This is a genomic window from Corallococcus terminator (genome assembly GCF_049194865.1).
Taxonomy (GTDB): Bacteria; Myxococcota; Myxococcia; order Myxococcales; family Myxococcaceae; genus Myxococcus; species Myxococcus terminator_A.
Window position 1 is genome coordinate 1 of record NZ_JBLZWL010000082.1, and the last position, 19865, is coordinate 19865.

Sequence of the window (19865 nt, forward strand, 5' to 3'; positions counted from 1 at the left end):
AGCGCGCAGCGGTTGGCCTCGGTGGACCCGGGCTATCGGACCGAGAACGTGACGCTGCTGCGGTACAACCTTCCGGCGGCGCGCTACACGAGCGAGGCGATGGCGCTGTTCTACCCGCGCTTGTTGGAGCGGGTGCGCGCGCAGGCGGGGGTGGAGGCGGCGGCGCATGTGACGCCGGGCGTGGTGACGGGGGGCGGCATTGGCCTGACGTTGGAAATCCCAGGTCGGCCCACGGGGCCAGATGGGCGGCAGGACACCGCCTATCGCGCGATGAGCGACGGGGCCTTCGCGACGCTGGGGATTCAGTTGAAGCGGGGGCGGGACTTCACGGCGCAGGACACGTTGACGGCGCCGCAGGTGGTGGTGGTGAACGAGTCCTTCGCGCGGCGCTTCTTCCCTGGGGAGGAGGTGCTCGGCAAGCGGGTCAGGATTGGCTACGGCGACAAGGTGGACCGTGAGGTGGTGGGGGTGGTGGGAGACATGAGGGGGCGGGCGCTGGACAGTCCGGCGGAGCCGGAGCTCTACGCGCCGCTCGGGCAGACGCCGTGGCCGGGGACGACGCTGATGGTGCGCAGCAAGCTGCCGATGGAGACCGTGGCGGCGGCGGTGAAGGCGGAGCTGCTGCGGCTCGACTCGCAGTTGTCGATGCGCAAGCCGACGACGCTGGAGGCGAACCTGGACCGCTCGGTGGCGAACCGGAACTTCCAGCGGGTGTTGTTCCTGGCCTTCGCGGTGTCGGCGGTGGCGCTGGCGTCGCTGGGTATCTACGGGTTGATGGCGTACAGCGTGGCGCAGCGCAAGCGGGAGCTGGGCATCCGGCTGGCATTGGGAGCGATGCCGGCGGACGTGGTGCGGCTGGTGATGAAGCAGGCGCTGCGGATGTGTGCGCTGGGATTGGGCGTGGGACTGCTGCTGGCGCTGGCGCTGTCCCAGGTGTTGGAGGGGATGTTGTACGACGTGAGCGCGACGGACCCGCTGACCTTCCTCGCGGTGCCCCTGCTCCTGCTCACCGTGGTGACACTGGCCAGCTGGCTGCCAGCGCGCCGGGCGTCGAAGGTGTCGCCTGGCGTGGCGATGTCCGCGGACTGAGTACCTGGCGTTCGCCCACTCTCGTGTCGGGAGTGGGCCAGGTCATCCACCCAGCCAATATGCGCGACCACCACTGCGCAGGGCTCGGGTGAGGAACTCCTCGAAGGAGGAGGCGATGCGCTTCGTTTCGGGGAACGTCTCGTGGAAGGCATCGAAGAGGGGATAACGCCCCTCTTGTTGCTGAGCGACGTCCAGGACGACGAAGTTCGTGTCCTGCATGTCCACCAGCGTGTACTGCGAGGCCGCGCCGTACCTGTCCTCGTCGCGCCCCATGATAGCGATTCGAGCCCGCTCGATTTCCTCAAGCGACAGGATGCAGTAGTTCGCATGGGGTAGTGGCTTGAAGAGCGTCCCGCCGTCGGAGTGCAGATAGAAAGCCCGCAGGTCTGGGTCGAGCGCCCAGTCCACGCGCGCCTCGAAAGCGGCGAGCTGAGTTGGCGTCGCCGGTGGCCGTGGGAAGTGGAGTCGGGAGAACTCCGCCAGCAGATGTTCCATGTGCATGCCGAGGACGTTCCGCAAGCTCAACGAGGTCCCTCCGTCCGCGCCGCGGCACGTCCTTCGAGCAGCCGATGGGCGCGCTCGCGGCGAGACTCGGAGGTGAGGCCGCATCATGCTACCTGATTGGGAAGTGGTCGCCGAAGGCCTGCCGCAGAGGCGCCGTGTTTCCTGTGACCCTCGCGTCCTCGAGCCATTGGGCCAGGGTCCGCAGTCGTTCACGGAACTCCACCATCTGCTGGGGGCTCATCCACTCGAACACATCGTCCTGTGGCGCCATCGGGAAGAGGAGGGACAGCCGTGGCGTGTTCCTGGCCGTCTCCGGATTCCATGCGTCGCGGAAGCCATTGAGCATGGCCTCGACCAAGCCGGCGGTCGCGCTCAGGTCATTGTACTCGCTTGAGATGGCCATGGGGCGGAACCATTTGTAGGCCGCGACCGTCAGGCTCAGCCCGGTGGGCGCGGCATGGCCTTGAGGCGAGAAGTGCTGATCCTTCCAGCGCTTCAGGTAGCGGATGACTCGGCGGAACTGTGCGGCATTTTCGCTCGTTAGATGATTCTGGATGGCCTCGATGAAGCCCTTGCGATCGTCTGGCTGCCACTTCTGTTGGTCCGCAGCCGAGTGCTGCTTGCCGAGCGCGAGTCGTACCTTTCGAGTGTATGGATCCTGAGCCATGATGGCCAGGTCAACATGGTAGAGGGGCTCGTTCTCGTGTTGGTAATAGACGGTGAGGCACGGACGACGCCATTCAACACGTGAGGTGTGAGTCTTGATGGCCTCGTAGACCCAGCGCTTCACCTCGACGGGGCTGTAGTCCAGGTAGCTGAAGGCGAACTCAATCCCGACGTCGATATCGTAATCGCCGTTCAAGGGTTTGATGCCCGTGCCCATGGCATAGCTGCCCTGGTTGAAGGGTTCGAACGACATGCGCTCCCCCTTGGGCCCTCGGATGTTCTCCCGGAGCCTCTTCAAGACCCGGTCTCGCTTCTCGACGAGCTCCGCGTTCTCGTCGAAGCGTTTGAGCTGGATGGCTTCGTGGAATCGGCGAAACAACGGCTGCATCGACATGACTGCCTCCTGCTGGATGGAAAGAATGCGCGCGCCTTCAGCGAACCATCTGCTCGAAGGCCGGACGGAGGGCATCCATCAGTCCCTTGGCCTCGCGCGCCTTGAACTGTTCGAGCAGACGGGTGATGGAGAAGTCGGTGCGGGAGCCGACTCGATGGAGCTGACCCTCGTGATAGAGCGCCAGCTCAGGGATGCTCGGTGACACCTCAAGGGAAAAGAAGATGCGCTCTCCACGGGTGCGGAGCTCCGGGCCCGCCAGCTCGATGATGGGGCGATGCGCCAGGATGGAGAGGACAGTGCTCAGGTTCGTCGCTTGCCCGCGCCCCGCTCCTCGCCCCAGCAGGAGACTTTGCCATGCCCAGATGAGGTACCGATTGATGCGACGAACCTGCATCTCGGAGGGCGGAGGCCCCTCGTCATCGAAGGCCCACATCGTGTTGGTGGCGATGTTCACCAGGTCCTGAAAGAAGAGCCTGACATTCGAGACGTCTCGCGGGGTTTGCAGTCTCGTCAGGGCATATTCGTACAGCATCGCCCAGACATCCGCGTGGTAATCCACCTCCTCCAAGACCTTGGGGAACCGGCCGATACCCGGACTGGTGAAGCTGGTCAGCATCTGTCGCCCGCGGTGCGCGAGTTCATGGAGGACGAGCAACCGAAGCGCCCGATGTCTCGATGCCTCATCCGGGAGTCGAGCCGCGAGCCGCGCGAGCCAGTGGTCATCCAGTTGCCAGCGATTCTCTGTCGGCTCCAGCCTGAAGCTGTCCTCGACGCTTCGGGTCGTGACGTCCACGCTCATTTCGAGCAGGGAAGTCTCGCCCAGGGTCGGGAGGTGCAGCCACGAATGGGTGAACGCCTCGTACTCCGTGGCACTCGAGAACACTTGAGAGCGCCATCCCTCTGCCGTTACGGACTGCGTCAGCCCCTTCATCCGCTCCAAGTCCATCGCGAGCTGCTCGCGGTCAAGCTGCGCCCGGGCAACCTGCTCCGCCGTCAGCTCGGGACGTGTCATAGGAGGTGGAGCGTTCACCAGGATTGCACGCACATGATTCGCCGCGCCGCTGTCCGCGTTCCGGGCGTACTGGTAGGTCTGCACTGGAGAGTGCATCGTCGGGCTGATCTGCGCGCCCAGCAGGAGTGCCATACCGGGCTGGACGGAAGCAAACAGGTGGACTCGCTCGACGCCCGTGAACTTGTCGCCGATGTTGTCCAGGGCTTCTCGAAAGGCTTGGGCCACGCCGTGGAGCTCTTCCTGGCAGGCAAAGGCGTCTTCGGAAGGAGGCGACAGCGAGAGTTCAACTTCGACGAGCGGTGTGTTGACCACCCTGCGGGTCAGCAAGGCATCCACGACATGTGAGGTGGAGACGCGGATGATCGCCTCACCCACCGTGCGGTCCCGCTCCTTGGGAAGACCCGTGCGCAAGGGAACGGCGGTGTGCTCCGAGGGCTTCGCGCCCCAGCCCCATGTCCGACTCACATGGTGGTGGGGGATGACCTCGACCTTCTGCCGAGTTCCGAGCAGGAAGCCGAGATGGATGGCGAGGGGAATGGGGGAGGCGCCGAAGTACACCACCCTGTAGTCGGGGTTCGCCTTTCGGATGGGCTCCAGCTTCGCGTGGAACAGTTTCTCCTGTTCACTCTGCGCCGCGCCCCAGTCACGAGAACGGAGTGCCTGGGCGGCAATCCCTTCCATGTCCAGTTCGACGAGGATTTGAGGCAGGCTCTTGTAGGCAACTGGAAGTGCCTCGACCATCTCCCGGTGCGAAATCGGGAGCTGATGGGTATGGGCGACAAGGATGAGTCCGCTGGGCGTGTTGCTGGATGGGGGCATGGAGAGAATCCTCATCTCCATGGATGCCATCCGCGAGTCCATTCCCTCGCGGAGCCCGCACTTTTATTTTCGCATAAGGGTGATGGGGGCCCTGTTGAGAGGGCGGGCAGGTGCAGCGGGGACGAGGAGGGCCGCTGACGGGGCCGCCCGAGTAATGCTCCCGTGCGGTGGACAGGCCGCGCAGCCCCTTGCGGTTCTTCTGGTTGGACGAGGATAGGGGCAGCGGCGAAGTATGGCGGACAGGTCAACGCGTGGCACACGCTGGGACCTTCAAGGCCAGCCTCCCCAGGCGTGCGCCTCAGGCGGGGCACGACGACGCCTACCGCCCCTACCTCCTCTCCCCTGTCATTTCATAGACCCATCGTGCGGGCACCCTGGTCCTGGATGTGAGCCAGGTGAGTGGCTCGGAACTTCTGGGCCCGCAGTCTGGTCAGGCGCGCCAGAATCACGAAATGATGCGCCGCCTTTCAGCCGGCCCCTTGAGTGCATTCTCATTCGCGGTCCTCGCACTCTGTCTCCTGCTCGTATAGAGAGCTGCGGATGTTTACATTCGCAGCCTTCATTTCGTTGGCGGTTGATCCAGTCGTTATGGCGCAATTGCCTTGTAGTCCACTCGGTCTCCCATGACTGCCCACTCAGTGACGACACCACAGAGGATCGAGGTCAGGACCAATCCGGCATTCCTGAATGTAGTCATGACAGCGTCCCTCAGATCTTCCGCTGTCCATTGTTCAGGGATGGTTCCCATGACCGTGGTGTTGGGGAGAAAAACGGTCATATCCGGCGTTGCTATAGCGAAGCCCGCTTTCCCTAGAATACCATAGGCAGTCCTGTAGTCGTCACTGGTTCGAGGTCTCAAATCAAATGTAATGACTGCGCCCTTTGGCATGGCCTCACCTCTTCCGCGTCAGCAAAACACTTCACTCTGCCTGCCGACCGTTTAACATAGCACCTGGACACTGCCTTCTCTCCGCCTGTCGCACTTCACAAGAGGGGGCGATACCAAGAGGACTAGTACCTCGCGGCGTGTTCGCCAACGAGGCCCCCCTTGGTCATCTTGACCTGGAGGTACTGGTCCCGGCGGTGTTCGAATGCACCCTTCAAACTGCGGTGAATCTCCTGGGCGACGTCCTGTGGGTTGTAGTCCCCATCTGCCTTTCCCTGGATCGTCAGGGTGTGGTTTGCATATTGGAGGGCCCCCTCTGGGAACTTCTTCTTGATAAAGTCCCGTGTGACCGCCTCCTCCTTTTGAAAGTCCTCCTGCGAGCGCACGCCGTATTTCAGCGCGAGTTCGTCATCCGGGACGATGGGACGGGCGAATCTGTTCTTGGTGTCGACCTCGAAGAAGAACCCTCGCTCACCATTCGCGGGATGGGCCCAAGTGAAGCTGACCATGTACAGGTTGTTCTCAACTTCCTTGGCTACCCAGCCCTTCACCACAAGTTCGCCTCGCAGTTCCCCAAGACGCGACTGAATCATGCTGTCGAGCCGAACCGCGTCGGAGCCGCCCAGATAGCGAGTGACACTGGAGGCAAAGTCCTCGACGCCGGTTTGCACACTCTGTTTCGCCAAAGCGATTGCCAGTTCCTCGCCTGTCGGTGGGATTGGCCGAATCGCACGGTATCCAAGGCCGAGCGAGCCAAGCGCTACGAGGGCAACGAGTACGGAGTTGACGAGCGTCTTGGTGGCAGAAATGCCAACAGACTTGATTCCTTCAGACATGGGTCCCCAGCAGGTAGCGCCGTGACGGCAGATGCACACCGTACATCAGCAGTCGAGCATCCGCTCTCCCACCACGGAGGTATTGCGCTCAGCCTCGCGCTCGACGCATGGGAATGAAGGGAACCCAGTTGGGAGTAGCGGACCGCAGCAAACCAAGCGGTGCGGGCCGCTGACGACTACCCCATGAGCCGGGCCGGCTCAGCGCGGATTCATCTCCAGCGGGTATACAGGGGGGCCCACGACCGAAACACCAGGCACATGGGCCCCCTCTCAAGAACAACGGCACACCGTCACGCCTCACCAGACCTGCACGGGAGCGGCCCGGATGATGGAAAGCCCGGTGCCGAGCTGTCCATAGGTGCTGCCCCCCCAGGACCAGACGCTCCGGTCCGCGAGGATGGCGTGGGAATGGTCTCCTCCGGCGGAGACCGCCACGGCGGTCCCGAGCGTGCTCACTCGCGCGGGCAGCAGCTTCGACGTGGACGGGACGCCATCTCCCAGTTGACCCTGGTCATTGCGTCCCCAGGACCAGACCAGTCCGCCCACGGTGATGGCGAGGTTGTGCTGCACTCCCGCCGAGATGGACACCACTCCCGCCAGATTCTTCGTCTGCACGGCCGTGGGCTTGTTGACCGTGGTGTTGTCTCCCAGGTTCCCGTAGCCGTTGTTGCCCCACGCCCACACCGTCCCGTCTGACTTCAATGCCAGGGAATGGCCATTGCCCGCCGCCACGGCGGTGATGCCCGTGAGCCCCAGCACCTGGGCGGGCAGCGACCGCGCTGTCGTGGAGTTGATGCCCAACTGGCCATAGGCATTGTTTCCCCACCCCCACACCGTCCCGTCCGCCCTCAAGGCCAGCGAAAAGGAGTTCCCCGCCGCGATGGCAATCACCTGCGTCAGCCCCACCACCTGGACGGGCTGGGAGCGCAGGGTCTGCGTCCCATCCCCGAGCTCTCCATACATGTTTCCCCCCCAGGCCCACACCGTTCCATCCTCCGCCAGGGCCATGCTGTGAGCGGACCCCGTGGAGACGGAGAGAAACCTGACCGAGGACAGCACCTGGACGGGAGTGTTGCGTTGGACCCGAGTCCCATCCCCCAGCGTGCCATTCGAGTTGGACCCCCAGGCCCACGCCGTTCCGTCTGCCTTCAGCGCCAGCGCATGGTTGTACGCCATGGAGACCGCCAGCATCCCCGTCAGCCCGGGCACCTCGATGGGCTCCGGCCGGGTGAGGGTGCTCCCGTCTCCCAACTGCCCCCAGACGTTCATGCCCCAGGCCTGGACCTTGCCATCCGGAGTCAGCCCCAGCGCGACCTGGGTGGCCGCGGCCACTCCACGTGAGCGGAGAATCAACGAGGGAACGGGGCTCGCCTTCCGGTCGGTCACCCCATCACCAATCTGTCCGTAGTAGTTGTGCCCCCAGGACCACAGCGTCCCGTCGTCCTTCACCACCAGCGCATGACTCCCGCCCGCCACCAGGGCCCGGACATTGGACAGGCCTGGAAGCTGCGAAGGCAGCGACCGCGCTGGCCCACTGCCCCCTCCCAGTTGGCCGGAGCCGTTGTATCCCCAGGTCCACACCGTCCCATCCGCCTTCAGCGCCGTGGAGTACATCCCATTCGCTGACACGGCGACCACCCCCGAGAGCCCTGCCACCGGAGCAGGCGTCATCCGCGAAGCGACGGTGCCATCCCCCAGTTGCCCGAAATCGTTGTTGCCCCAGGCCCAGACCGTCCCATCCGCCTTCAGCGCCAGGGAGTGGCTGTTGCCACCCGAGACACCCACCACGTCCGAGAGCCCCAGCACCTGCATCGGAGACAGGAGCCCCGGCGCCACCGGCTCCTCGGGGTCCAGCTCCATCCAGAACGGACTGTTGTGGCCCCATGTCCAGACCGTGCCGTCGGACTTCAAGGCCAGCGAATGCGCCTCGCCCGCGGCGAGCGAGACGACACCCAACAACCCCGGGACGCGGGTGGGCACGGTCCGATTGAGGCCCGTCCCATCTCCCAGTTGGCCGATGGAGTTCGAGCCCCAGGCCCACACCGTGCCATCCGCCTTCAACGCCAGCGAATGACGGAATCCAGTGGCCACGGCCGTGGCCACCAGCCCGCCTTGTACCTGGACCGGGAATACTCGCGCGGTCGTCGTCCCATCTCCGATAGAGCCGTAGCCGTTGTAGCCCCAGGCCCACACCGTGCCGTCTTCCCTGAGGACCATCGAGTGCAGTCCTCCGGCGGCGACCGAGCCCACCAGGGATGCTCCCGGGAGCGTGACCCTGAACGGAGACCAGCGCGGCACGGTCGTCCCATCGCCCAGCTGCCCATACTGATTGCCGCCCCAGGACCAGGCAGCGCCATCCGCCTTCACCGCCAGGGAGTGGCTCTGCCCTCCCGAGGCTTCGACGCGTTCGAGCCACGCGCGCGTCGCCACGGGCATCGACTTCATCAGATACGTCCCGTCGCCCACCTGCCCGTCGCTGTTCGAGCCCCAGGCCCAGACCTCTCCACTCGCCTTGATGGCCACCGAGTGCTGTCCGCCGCCCGCCGACACGCCCCGGACCTGCGTGAGCCCTGGCACCTGCACCGGAGACAGCCGTTGGAGCATGGTCCCATCACCCAGCTGCGACCTCCCGTTGCTCCCCCACGCCCACACCGTCCCATCGCCCTTCAGCGCCACGGTGTGCTGCCCGCCTCCCACCACCGCCTCGACACCGCTCAACGCCGGAACCTGCGTGGGGACGAGCGTCACGGCAGTGGACCCCAGGCCGAGCTGCCCTTCGTCGTTCTTGCCCCAGGTCCACACCGTGCCATCCACTCGGAGCGCCACCGTGTGCGAGCCTCCACCCGACACCGACGTCAGGCCCGTCAGGCCCGGGAGCACCGCCGGCAAGAGACGGCCCGTGAGGTCTCCCGTTCCCAATTGCCCATCCGCGTTGCCACCCCAGGACCACACGCGCCCATCGGCGGTCAGCGCCAGTGAGTGGACATTGCCCGCGGAGATGGCCATCACTCCGGACAGGCCTTGCACCTGCACCGGGGACACCCGTCGCGTCGTCGTCCCGTCCCCCAGTTGCCCCGTCGCGTTGTTGCCCCACGCCCACACCGTCCCGTCCGACTTCAACACCAGGGAGTGGGAGAAGCCCGCGGCGATGGCCACGGCATTCGTCAGTCCAGGCACCGGCACGGGCACCGGACGCGACGTCGTGCTCCCATCGCCGAGCTGTCCGTTCAGGTTCTGGCCCCAGGACCACACCGTTCCATCCGACTTCAGCGCCAGCGAATGCATCTCACCCGCCCCGAGCGCGCGGATGTCGAACAAGCGCCACACCCTCACGGGGAACGGACGCGGGCGCGTGGTGCCATTGCCCAGCTGTCCAAAGGTATTGCCACCCCAGGACCACACCGTCCCATCCGAGCGCAGGGCCAGGGAGTGATTGCGCCCCGCCAGCACCGTTCCCTGGCGGGAGTAGCCTTCCGCGGCGCGCGCGGTGCCGGGCTCCGGTGTCGTCTCCTCCAACGTATTGCCTGAGCATCCCCCCAACAACAGCGCGCACAGCAACCCGCACCACGCCGCGATGCCAGACATCTGGCTCGTGCCACGATTCATGAGTGAGTCCCCCTTTTCAAACAACCCCGGGAACCAAGCACTCGTGACGACAAAGAACAAGACCCCGAATGTCTTTCACGACGCCCGCGTGAGTGAATGACGTCTCGGGGGCTGGCTGAGACCTGTGTCTCGCTTGCATCCAACCGCCAGGTCAATGGAGACCTCCAGGCCGGTCGGAGCGCGGGAGGGGGCTCGTCGACAGGTGGGGGCCTCGGCCAGCCTGCCCGGCCGTGGGTGCGTCCGGGTGAACCGTGTGGTGGAGGAAAACGCGGGTCGTTACGTTGCGCTCCTTTCTCCCCCTCACCTCACGACACCGACATGCCCACCCTCTTCGACCCCCTCACCGCGGGCGACCTGCGCCTCGCCAACCGCATCGTCATGGCGCCGCTGACGCGCAACCGCTCGCCCCAGGCCATCCCCCCGGACATCGCCGCGACCTACTACGCCCAGCGCGCCTCCGCCGGGCTGCTCATCAGCGAGGCCACCGCCATCAGCCACCAGGCGCAGGGCTACGCCGACGTGCCCGGCCTGTACGCCCCCGAGCAGCTCGCCGCGTGGAAGAAAGTCACGACCGCCGTGCACGAGGCCGGAGGCCGCATCGTCACCCAGCTGTGGCATGTGGGGCGCGTCTCCCACACGGAGCTTCAGCCGGGCAACCGGGCGCCCGTGGCTCCCTCGGCCATCGTCGCCAACACCCGGACCGTGCTGTTCAGGGACGGCGTCCCCACGTTCGAGCCGACCTCCACGCCTCGCGCGTTGGAGGCCACGGAGCTGCCCGGCATCATTCGTGACTACGCCCGCGCCGCGCGCGACGCCATGGAGGTCTCTGGCTTCGATGGGGTCGAGCTTCATGGCGCCAACGGCTACCTGCTCGACCAGTTCCTCAAGACAGGCTCCAACCAGCGCACGGACGACTACGGCGGAAGCATCGAGAACCGGGCCCGCCTGTTGCTGGAAGTCACGCGCGCGGTGATTGACGCCGTGGGAGCCGGACGCACGGGCGTCCGCCTGTCGCCCGTCACCACCGCCAACGACGCGTTCGACGCCGACCCGCAGCCGCTCTTCGAGTACGTCGTGCGCGAGCTGGCGAAGCTCGGCCTCGCCTACGTCCACATCATCGAGGGCGCCACCGGGGGCCCGCGTGAGCTGGAGGACCGCCCGTTCGACTACGTCGCGCTGAAGAAGGCGTACCGCGACGCGGGTGGAAAGGCGGCGTGGATGGTCAACAACGGCTACGACGGAGAGCTCGCGCTCAAGGCCGTCGAGGCGGGAGCGGACCTCATCTCCTTCGGCCGCTTGTACATCTCCAATCCAGACCTCGTCCGCCGGTTGCGCGAGAACGCGCCCCTGGCCCGGCTCGACAAGACGACGCTCTACGGCGGTGGCGCCAAGGGCTACATCGACTACCCCACCCTCTGACCTGGGCGGCTCACCTGGAGGGGCCTCGCGCGAAGGCGCCGTGGCCCCTCCACCGTCGAAGCCGAGCCGTGAGGCGCGCTTCAGCCGAGCAGCCTGCGGCGGCTCGTGTCGAGGATCTCCTTGGAGAGGCGCGGGTTGGACTCGGCGACCGCGCGCGCGAGCACCACCGCGCCCACCACCTCGCTCCAGAGCCGGACGGCCTGCTCGCGCCGGGCGGCGGGCGGCGTGTCGGGCGTCGTCGTGGCCAGGTGGTCCGTGATGATGCCGAGCACCTCTTCGATCCCACAGGTGAAGCTCGCCTTCACCTCCGCGCCCTGCCGCGACGCATCCGCCGCCAGCGCGGCGACGGTACACCCGCTCGCCGGGTCATCGCGGTGCTCCAGGGACAGGTAGTGCTCGATGAACTTCTTCCAGGCCCGGGCCCGGGACTGCCGCAGTTCCTCCGCGAGCGCGGCATTGGCGCTGCCGAGCGCGCCTGAGATGACCTCCGCCGCCAGGGCCTCCTTCGAGTCGAAGTGGTTGTAGAAGCCGCCGTGGGTGAAGCCCGCTTCCTTCATCAGGTCCGCCACCCCCACCCCGTCGAAGCCGCGCTCACGGAAGAGCCTCCCGGCGGTCTCCAGGATGTGCCGCCGGTTCTCCCCCGCCTGCTCCTTCGTGAGTCGCATCCTCAACTCCCTCCATCCCATTTGGGCGCGGTCAGGTCCGCTTGACGCGTTGGATGCCGCTCATTACTCATCGTCTCGAATCAATGATGGTCGTCATCATTATGACCGACCGGCGAGAGTGCTCGCAAGCAGCGAGCGGCCTGTCGTGCCCGTGGGCGACCGGTTTCCTTCCCAGCGGTTTCCTTTGAAAGAAGTGGAGACAGGTCATGAGCAAGCACTCAGGAAAAGTCGCGGTCGTCACGGGGGGGACCTCGGGCATTGGCCTGGCGGCGGCGCAGCGGTTGGCCAACGAGGGGGCGTACGTGTTCATCACGGGGCGTCGCCAGGGCGAGCTCGACGCGGCGGTGAAGCAGATTGGAAAGAACGTGACGGGGGTGCGGGGGGACGTCGCGAACCTGGACGACCTGGACCGGCTCTACGACACGGTGAAGCGAGAGAAGGGCCACCTGGACATCGTCTTCGCCAATGCGGGCGGGGGTGAGTTCGCGCCGCTGGGCTCCATCACCGAGGAGCACTTCGACAAGACCTTCGGCTCCAACGTGAAGGGGCTCCTGTTCACCGTGCAGAAGGCGCTGCCGCTCCTGCGCGAGGGGGGCTCCATCATCCTGAACGCCTCCACCACCTCCACGATGGGGACCCCGGCCTTCAGCGTCTACAGCGCGACGAAGGCGGCGGTGCGCTCGTTCGCGCGCAACTGGGTGCTCGACTTGAAGGGCCGCAAGCTGCGCGTCAACGCCCTCAGCCCCGGCCCCATCAACACGCCGGGGCTCAGCGGGCTGGCGCCGGGTCCGGAGCAGAGCGCGCAAATGCTGGAGCAGATGGCGAGCGGCATTCCGCTGGGCCGGCTGGGGCGCCCGGATGAAGTCGCGCAGGTCGTGTCCTTCCTCGCCTCGGATGAGAGCAGCTTCGTCAACGGCGTCGAACTGTTCGTTGATGGCGGCATGGCGCAAATCTGAGCCCTTGGATTCGCCACAGTGGGCAAGCATTTTCCCATCCCCGCCGGGCATACGCCTTGCTTTGTATCTGGCAGCAGCGAGATGCCGGGAGGGGTGGATGCGCGACGGGTGGCGATGGGCGACAGCGGTGGGCATGGCGGTGTTCCTCGGCGCATGTGGTGAGTCCTCGGACACGGGCGATGTCGATTCACCCGACGGCCCGGGCCCCTGGCCCACGGATGCGTTGAAGGACTACGCGGCGGCGTATGGCATTGGCGCCGGGGTGCGGAGCATCGGCGTCGACGCGGGGCACAACATCTGGCTGCTGAAGGGCGCGGAGATTGGCGTGCTGCGTCCTGGCGACACGGCGCCCACGTGGACGCGCGGCGTGGGGCAGGCGGCGGAGGGCTTCGGGCGGGACAAGAAGGCGCTCGGCTCCACCGTCATCTGCGGCGGCGAGGCGGGGCGCGCCTACGTGGGCTACCACACCTACGAGCTGCAGCCCGAGGTGCCGGACAAGCCCCACGCGTACATCCCCGTGGAGGGAGAGCCGCACTACTCCGCGGCGCGCTTCGCGGAGTACCAGAAGGGCGACCTGGACGTGGTGCGCCTGGGGTCCGACGGCCAGGTGGAGTTGGAAGAGCACCTGTGGCGCAGCGCGGGGGTGTCCGGAGGGAAGCAGGAGCTGGGCATCCGCAACACCAATGACTTCCACTACGACGAGGACCGCTCGGTCCTCACCTGCCAGCGGGTGATGCGCGGAAGAGACCGGGGAGATGTCTACATCGGCACCAACCACGGCGTGACGTTGATTCGCGGCCTCACGTACAACAGCCACCGCCACGCGGCCTGGTATCGCGAGACGCCGCGCGAGGACGGCGGTGTGTCCCAGTCGCTCCAGGCCGGCTTCAACTGGGGGCTCGGCATCGGGCCCGACGGTGAAGTGCTGGTGGCCAATGACTGGCTGGTGGGCATCCTCGAGCCGAACGGCGTGCTGGAGGACTTCGACAAGGAGCGCACCTGGGAGGGCCCGGTGCCCTGGAGCTACAAGGGGCACAACTCACAGCTCAACAGCCTGGAGGCCTTCGACCACTGGCGCGCCATTGCTCGCACGAAGGCGGGGGCCACCTGGGTGGGCAGCCGTGACTTCGGCCTGTGGCGCATGGAGCAGACAGACCGCTCCAGCGCGAACTACACGCGCATCATCGACCTGCCCTCCGACAACGTGACGGCGCTGGCGGCCACCGACGGGGGCATCGTCTACGTGGGCACCGACAACCAGGGCCTGTGGCGCATCGAGCAGGACGGAGAGACGCTCACCCGCGTGGATTCCGTCACTGGAAAGCAGGTGCTCCAGCTCGTGTACGACCCCACCGTGGCACCCGCCATGCTTTATGTCCTGACCGACACGGGCCTCACCGTGCTGCGGGAGTAGCGGGTAACTGCCTCTCCATGGCCCCCACGCCGCATCCGCGGCGTGGCCTTCACCCTCTCCGCACGACTCAGGGTGCGCGCAGCTCCATCGGCAAGGACTGCTTGCCCTGCCACTCACCTCGCAGGCCATTCTTGCCGACCTCCAGTTGCAGACGCGCCACCGGGTTGCCGTCCGCATCGCGTTCCTCCAGGTCGAACTTCCCGCCCTCCTCCTGGCCGCCCAGCTCAATCGGCTTGCGGTACTTCTCGTAGAAGTACACACCGGAGACCGAGTTGTCGGACTGCTTCTCCAGCACCATGACGACGGGCTGCTTACCGAGACGCCCGCGCAGCACCTGACCCGAGACACCGCCTGCCACCGGTTTACCTTCACCCAGCAGCACGCTCTTGCCGTAGGCCGTCAGGTGCGGACGCAGGGAGGCATACGGCAGTGACAGACTGACATTGCCCACGTCATCGAGCGCGCGCGACGCGTGGTTGCTGCAGCGCTCCGAGGTCCAACGGGCGTCCTCCGCCTTGAACTCCCAGCGCTCATCGATGAAGGTCTTGACGAGCGCATCGTCCGCATCGCCCTCCTGGCCAGCCAGACACTCGCTGTTGAACGCGATGCGCTCCTCCAAGTCGTCAATCGTTTCGCTCTCGGCCTTCTGCTTACGTGCCGTCTTCAGCTCCTTTTTACGCTGTGCAATCTGTTCACGGTAGAGGCGCTGTTTTTCCTTCCGCATGCGCACGGCCAGTGCCTGCACGCCGGCACGCGTGAACAAGTCTTGCGGCTGGAGCAGGCGACCCGTCTGTGTGTCAAAGCTGTAGGCCACGCTGTACGTCTCGCAGTAGGCGCCGCAGCCCTCGGCATTGAACTGAATCGTGAGCAGCCGCGCATCGTTGCGCGACACCTTGAAGGTCTGCCCGGCCAGACCCGCCAGGTCGAATTCGTCAGCGGGCAGTCGCGGCTCCGCCTTGACTGGCGCCAGCGCCTTGAACCGAGCGATGAACAGGCGGTCGTTGATGTTGGCGGCCAGCTCCGGCCTGTCGTGGGTGATGAACGGCATCTCGATGACATCTCGCGGAAAGGGTTGCTCCGCATCCGGCTTGGGGATGACCGTGAGTGTCGTCACCTTCAGGTCGGCCGCCTGGGCACCTCCCGCGAGCAGCGTGGCCATGAGAGGGAACAGCGCGAGACGTACGGTAAGACGCTTCATCAGGAGTCCTTGGACGTGACGACCACGTCGGCATCCTGCCGCATGGAGCAGCCGAAGAGCAGCCCATGCACCACGTCGTGGACTCACTCCCCGCGTTATTGCAGGCTTCACTGGTGGGCCGAGCAGGCCATGCCGACAGCACCGCCCTGCACGGCTTCACAGCCGCCGTACCTACTCGACCCGGAGGACCCTCCATGCCCCGTTCCGCTTCCACGCTGCTCGCCCTGGGACTGCTGCCTTTCGCTCTGACTGCCTGTGGTTCCGCCGAGGAGCCCACCCTCGATGACGGAGCCTTGGGTGAGGCCGAGCAGACCGTCTGCACCCCGAACATGTCCGTCACCTTCGGAACGGCCGACAACTTCGCGGGAGGACCGGACCCGTTGCCCTACGCCCCCACGGCGATGCCCGAGTTCGTCACCTACCTCGCGGCCAACAGCATCCCAGCCAGTCAGCTCAAGACGCTGGATGACGCCACCTCCAACCGCCATACCGTGGCCACGCTGCGGCACGGACTTCGGAGCTGCTTCACCCAGACTCCGTTCTGTACGCTGACGCTCTGCGCCTATTCCCGGGCGCTCCCGACGACCCCCCAGAACGACACCATCACCGTGCACGACACGGACTTCGGCACCTACAGCTTCCCCATCATCGCCAGCACGGCCGTGGCGCCCTCGCTGACCCCGACGTGGAACCCGGGCCAGACCGCCTTCCTGTGCATGCCGCTCCCCATCACCGCGGTGGGCGACATGCTGCAGTTCCGCATGCAGAACGAGTCCATGGTGGACTTCATCCGCATCAACCTGAACTGCTGAACCTCGTGAGTCAGGCGGAGACCTGACGGCCCGCGGAGCAGCCCTCCGCGGGCACGACCTCGACCCGCGGGACCTCCACGAGGAGCGCGGGGCCCGGCAATGTCAGCTGTTGCGCATCGGGCGACGCTGGACGTGGAGGCCCGTCTGGGTTTGAGGAGTAACCTGCCCCGCATGAAGTCGGTCCGGGAAAACACGGAAGAGCAGGGACCGGAGGCTCCCGCGAAGGAGCGCCAGGCCGCGCCCGCCGAGGGTGAGAAGAATTGGGCCTATGAGCTGGCCCCTCCCGGTTCCGACCAGGATATTGCCCCCGTGGTGGGCAAGAACCTGCGGCGCCTTCGTAGCCAGCGTGGCCTGTCCCTGGAGCGGCTGGCGAAGGCCTCCGGCGTCAGCCGGGCCATGCTGGGGCAGATTGAGCTGGGGCAGAGCGCGCCCACCATCAACGTGCTGTGGAAGATCTCCCGGGCCCTGGACGTACCGTTCTCCGCCCTCATGAGCATGACGGGGAGCGCTGGGACGCGGGTGATGCGGGCGCAGCAGGCCAAGCACCTCAGCTCGCATGATGGGGGCTTCGTGTCCCGGGCCCTCTTCCCGTTCGATGAGCCACGGCGGGTGGAGTTCTATGAGCTGATGCTCAAGGCCCGGAGCGTGGAGAACGCCGAGCCACATCCTCCAGGCACGATGGAGAACCTCGTCGTCACGCGAGGCACTCTGGAGTTGGAGGCAGGCGCCGAGCGCCACCTGCTGACGCAGGGTGATGCCATCCTCTTCGAGGCCGACCGCCCCCACGTCTACCGGAATGTGGGGGCGGACGAGCTGCTCATGTACCTGGTGATGACCTACGCGGAAGCGGTGGGCTGAAGCCCGGCTGCTACCGGACCTTCGCCATCATCATCGGCACGCCGTTACACATCATCATCATCGGCGCACCCATGGCCATCATGGAGGTCATGGCGTCGCAGCAGTCCTTCATCATCGCCATGTCCTGCCCGTCCATGGGCATCATCTTACAGATCATCCCGTCCTTGCCCATCTCACAGGTCATCCGGACCGGCATCGGCGCCATCGGACGCATCCCCGTCATCATGGGGTTCATGCCCATCATCATCGGGTTCATGCCCATGCCCATCATCATGGGGTTCATCCCCGTCATCATGGGGTTCATGCCCATCATCGGGTTCATGCCCATGCCCATCATCATGGGGTTCATGCCCATCATCGGGTTCATGCCCATGCCCATCATCATGGGGTTCATCCCCATCATGGGATTCATGCCCATCATCGGGTTCATGCCCATGCCCATCATCGGCATGGCGTGATTCGAGTGCATCGGCATGCCCATGCCCATCATCGGGCTCATGCCCATGCCCATCATCGGCATGGCGTGATTCGAGTGCATCGGCATGCCCATGCCCATCATCGGCGTGGTGTGATTGGAGTTCATCGGCATCTGAGAGTTGGCGTCCATCATGGGAGTACCTCGGGTCGGTGTTTGTTCGTACGACTTGAGACCGCGGCGGATAGATGGCGCGTCGCCACTCGGAAGTTCATGGGTCCGGAGTGCGAGTCGGCGGTTTCCTCCGACGCAGCGGATGCGGGGCCTACCTTGGCGGAGGTGTTGGCAATGCTGACGGACGTGCGTCCGCGAGCGCGGAGGCGACCGTTCCCTTCGGGATGCCACCTCGCCTGTCCTTCACCAGACAGTCGAAGCGGTTGGCCGTATGACTTCAAGGGTCAGAAGCGAGGCAGCCCGCTCTCGTCTCGGTAGTACAAAGAATACACGGAGGCTCCTACCTGGGCCATGCCCGCGGGGGCATCCAGCCGGGCCAGCCGGACTTCGACGAACACCAACTGCCCATCGCGCTGGGCACGGACCGCCTCGGCGAGCACGGGTGCCAACTGCTCCGACTTCTCGATGAGCAGCGTGAGGGCCTGACCCGAAGCGCCCAGTGCCTCACACACGACCGGGTAGCTCCACTTCGGGATGTCGTTGTAGACGGACTCCGGCCCGACGATGAGTCGCTCGACGGTGTAGCCCGCGTTGTTGATGAGGAAGATGAGGGGCTTGAGCTTCAGGTGCAGCAGCGTGGAGAGCTCCTGCGCCGTCATGAGGAAGGAGCCATCGCCGATGAAGAGCAGGTGGCGCCGCTCCGGAGCCGCCAGACTGGTGCCCAGCAGCGCCGGCAGCGTGTAGCCGATGGAGAGCCACAGCGGCTGGGCCACCCAGCTCGCGCCCTTGGGGAGCTGCGTGGACGAAAACCCCGCCGAGGGGCTGCCCGTCTCGATGACGAGGACGTCGTCCGGCTCCAGCAGGCCTCCCAGCGCGGGCCAGAGCTGCGCGTGGGTCAGCGGCGTCCCGGCCTTGGGCGCGGACGCGGGCGCCTTGGCCATGGCCTGGAGCCGCGCGGAGCGGGGCACGAAGGACTGTGCCGCACGCGAGCCCAGCGCCTCCGTCAGCGCCTCCAGCACCTCCTTCAACACCAGGCCGCTGTAGAGGGACGGCGGTCCCCCCTGCGTGCCCTGCCCCAGCGCTGCGCTGAAGAGCTGGAGGTCCACCAGCCGGGACGGCTCCAGGCGCTCGGTGAAGGAGTGCGTGTTGAGGTCCGTGAAGCACGTGCCCAGACCCACCACGCAGTCGGCGCCATCCACCCAGTCCCGCACATACGGGTCGGAGAGCTTCCCGCCATAGAAGCCCAGGAACGCCGGATGCTCCTCATCGATGGAGCACCGGGCGGAGTTGAGCAAGGCGATGGGCAACCGGGCCGCCTCCGCCAGCGCCAGCACCTGGGGCGCGAGGCCGAAGCTGTGGATGTCGTGGTCCACCAACAGCGCGCAACGCCGAGCCCCTCGCAGCCGAGGCACCAGCTCCTCCAGGAGCAGCCGCAGACTGTCCGGGTCGCTCGCGGAGACGTCCTGCGCCAAGGGCTCCTTGGGAGCGGGGACGCGCTGAAACGTCACGTCGACGGGAAGCTGGAGGTACACCGGCCGCCGCTCCTGAAGACACGTGCGCAGCACCCGGTCTATCTCCTGGGGCGCATTCGCCTGCGTCAGCGCCGCCTGCGCCACGGTGAAGGGCGTCATGCTCGCCAGCGTGTTGCCGAAGTCCCCGTCGCCCAGGCTGTGGTGGAACACGGAGCGCCTCCGGCGATGGGACAGCGGCGGGGAGCCCGTGATGGCCACCACGGGTACGCGCTCGGCATAGGCGCCGGCGATTCCATTGAGGGCGCTCAGCTCCCCCACGCCATAAGTGGTCATCAGCGCGGCAACGCCTCTCAGTCGGGCATACCCGTCCGCGGCATAGGCGGCATTGAGTTCGTTGCAGCACCCCACCCACCGCGGCTCCGCTTGCTTGAGCAACTGTTCGAGCAGCCCCAGGTTCAAGTCCCCCGGAACTCCGAAGACATGGCCGATGCCCAGCTCCTGCAAGCGGGCCAGCAGATAGTCTCCCACCGAGATGGACGCTTCTTGGGACTTCACGAATGGACGGTTCACGGCGACTCCCCCGCGCGATGGAGGCACCGGGTCATCCCAAGTTCAATCCGAGGAGACCCTGCTCCCCTTTGCCTGTCGGCTTCACACCAGTTCGAGCGGC

General features: G+C 66.0%; 15 protein-coding genes. 6 read left to right on the forward strand and 9 right to left on the reverse strand.

Annotated features, from left to right (window positions below; translation table 11 throughout):
• Positions 1-1089, forward strand: a 1089-nt coding sequence (locus tag ACN469_RS25590; protein WP_498771691.1) for an FtsX-like permease family protein, incomplete at its 5' end; no start/stop codon positions are given.
• Positions 1090-1131: 42 nt separating this feature from the next.
• Here ACN469_RS25590 and ACN469_RS25595 read toward each other — a convergent pair.
• The 5 genes from ACN469_RS25595 to ACN469_RS25615 form a co-directional block, all read right to left on the reverse strand.
• On the reverse strand, positions 1132-1590 hold the full coding sequence (locus ACN469_RS25595) for an SMI1/KNR4 family protein (RefSeq protein WP_498771693.1): 459 nt from the start codon (positions 1588-1590) through the stop codon (positions 1132-1134).
• A 112-nt stretch (positions 1591-1702) separates the two neighbouring features.
• Positions 1703-2653: a nucleotidyltransferase domain-containing protein gene (locus ACN469_RS25600; RefSeq protein ID WP_498771695.1), complete on the reverse strand. Its 951-nt coding sequence runs from the start codon at positions 2651-2653 to the stop codon at positions 1703-1705.
• 37 nt (positions 2654-2690) lie between these two features.
• Positions 2691-4484 (reverse strand): SAVED domain-containing protein, encoded by a 1794-nt coding sequence (locus tag ACN469_RS25605; protein WP_498771697.1) that lies wholly within the window; start codon positions 4482-4484, stop codon positions 2691-2693.
• Between the two features lie 1011 nt (positions 4485-5495).
• On the reverse strand, positions 5496-6206 hold the full coding sequence (locus tag ACN469_RS25610; RefSeq protein WP_498771699.1) for a hypothetical protein: 711 nt from the start codon (positions 6204-6206) through the stop codon (positions 5496-5498).
• A 297-nt stretch (positions 6207-6503) separates the two neighbouring features.
• Positions 6504-9812, reverse strand: coding sequence for an RCC1 domain-containing protein (locus ACN469_RS25615; RefSeq protein WP_498771701.1), 3309 nt, complete (start codon positions 9810-9812; stop codon positions 6504-6506).
• Positions 9813-10130: 318 nt separating this feature from the next.
• Between ACN469_RS25615 and ACN469_RS25620 the strand changes: the two genes are divergently transcribed.
• Positions 10131-11231: an alkene reductase gene (locus tag ACN469_RS25620; protein ID WP_498771703.1), complete on the forward strand. Its 1101-nt coding sequence runs from the start codon at positions 10131-10133 to the stop codon at positions 11229-11231.
• Positions 11232-11311: 80 nt separating this feature from the next.
• On the opposite strand, the gene ACN469_RS25625 is transcribed toward ACN469_RS25620, so the two are convergent.
• Positions 11312-11896 carry a TetR/AcrR family transcriptional regulator gene (locus tag ACN469_RS25625; protein ID WP_498771705.1) on the reverse strand — a complete coding sequence of 195 codons (585 nt, stop codon included), beginning with the start codon at positions 11894-11896 and terminating at the stop codon, positions 11312-11314.
• A gap of 206 nt (positions 11897-12102) precedes the next feature.
• On the opposite strand from ACN469_RS25625, the gene ACN469_RS25630 reads away from it, so the two are divergent.
• Positions 12103-12852, forward strand: coding sequence for an SDR family NAD(P)-dependent oxidoreductase (locus ACN469_RS25630; protein WP_498771707.1), 750 nt, complete (start codon positions 12103-12105; stop codon positions 12850-12852).
• A gap of 97 nt (positions 12853-12949) precedes the next feature.
• On the forward strand, positions 12950-14266 hold the full coding sequence (locus ACN469_RS25635) for a hypothetical protein (protein ID WP_498771709.1): 1317 nt from the start codon (positions 12950-12952) through the stop codon (positions 14264-14266).
• Positions 14267-14333: 67 nt separating this feature from the next.
• Here the strand turns inward: ACN469_RS25635 and ACN469_RS25640 are convergent, their stop codons facing one another.
• A complete protein-coding gene (locus ACN469_RS25640) occupies positions 14334-15425 on the reverse strand; it encodes a hypothetical protein (RefSeq protein WP_498771711.1) in 1092 nt (363 codons plus the stop codon).
• Positions 15426-15658: 233 nt separating this feature from the next.
• Between ACN469_RS25640 and ACN469_RS25645 the strand changes: the two genes are divergently transcribed.
• Complete coding sequence (locus ACN469_RS25645; RefSeq protein WP_498771713.1) at positions 15659-16276, forward strand: hypothetical protein; 618 nt, start codon at positions 15659-15661, stop codon at positions 16274-16276.
• Between the two features lie 171 nt (positions 16277-16447).
• Positions 16448-17134 (forward strand): helix-turn-helix domain-containing protein, encoded by a 687-nt coding sequence (locus ACN469_RS25650; protein ID WP_498771715.1) that lies wholly within the window; start codon positions 16448-16450, stop codon positions 17132-17134.
• Between the two features lie 10 nt (positions 17135-17144).
• Here ACN469_RS25650 and ACN469_RS25655 read toward each other — a convergent pair whose 3' ends face one another.
• Together ACN469_RS25655 and ACN469_RS25660 are read right to left on the reverse strand one after the other, a co-directional pair.
• On the reverse strand, positions 17145-17744 hold the full coding sequence (locus ACN469_RS25655) for a hypothetical protein (RefSeq protein ID WP_498771717.1): 600 nt from the start codon (positions 17742-17744) through the stop codon (positions 17145-17147).
• A gap of 263 nt (positions 17745-18007) precedes the next feature.
• On the reverse strand, positions 18008-19765 hold the full coding sequence (locus ACN469_RS25660) for an alpha-keto acid decarboxylase family protein (protein ID WP_498771719.1): 1758 nt from the start codon (positions 19763-19765) through the stop codon (positions 18008-18010).
• Positions 19766-19865 lie beyond the last annotated feature (100 nt).

Bases quoted from the DNA above. Each gene is read 5' to 3' on its own strand.
- ACN469_RS25625 (WP_498771705.1), bottom strand. From the start codon at position 11,896: ATGCGACTCACGAAGGAGCAGGCGGGGGAGAACCGGCGGCACATCCTG.
- ACN469_RS25615 (WP_498771701.1), bottom strand. From the start codon at position 9,812: ATGAATCGTGGCACGAGCCAGATGTCTGGCATCGCGGCGTGGTGCGGG.
- ACN469_RS25640 (WP_498771711.1), bottom strand. From the start codon at position 15,425: ATGGCCACGCTGCTCGCGGGAGGTGCCCAGGCGGCCGACCTGAAGGTG.
- ACN469_RS25650 (WP_498771715.1), top strand. From the start codon at position 16,448: ATGAAGTCGGTCCGGGAAAACACGGAAGAGCAGGGACCGGAGGCTCCC.
- ACN469_RS25595 (WP_498771693.1), bottom strand. From the start codon at position 1,590: ATGCACATGGAACATCTGCTGGCGGAGTTCTCCCGACTCCACTTCCCA.
- ACN469_RS25645 (WP_498771713.1), top strand. From the start codon at position 15,659: ATGCCCCGTTCCGCTTCCACGCTGCTCGCCCTGGGACTGCTGCCTTTC.
- ACN469_RS25605 (WP_498771697.1), bottom strand. From the start codon at position 4,484: ATGCCCCCATCCAGCAACACGCCCAGCGGACTCATCCTTGTCGCCCAT.
- ACN469_RS25610 (WP_498771699.1), bottom strand. From the start codon at position 6,206: ATGTCTGAAGGAATCAAGTCTGTTGGCATTTCTGCCACCAAGACGCTC.
- ACN469_RS25635 (WP_498771709.1), top strand. From the start codon at position 12,950: ATGCGCGACGGGTGGCGATGGGCGACAGCGGTGGGCATGGCGGTGTTC.
- ACN469_RS25630 (WP_498771707.1), top strand. From the start codon at position 12,103: ATGAGCAAGCACTCAGGAAAAGTCGCGGTCGTCACGGGGGGGACCTCG.
- ACN469_RS25600 (WP_498771695.1), bottom strand. From the start codon at position 2,653: ATGTCGATGCAGCCGTTGTTTCGCCGATTCCACGAAGCCATCCAGCTC.
- ACN469_RS25620 (WP_498771703.1), top strand. From the start codon at position 10,131: ATGCCCACCCTCTTCGACCCCCTCACCGCGGGCGACCTGCGCCTCGCC.
- ACN469_RS25655 (WP_498771717.1), bottom strand. From the start codon at position 17,744: ATGATGGACGCCAACTCTCAGATGCCGATGAACTCCAATCACACCACG.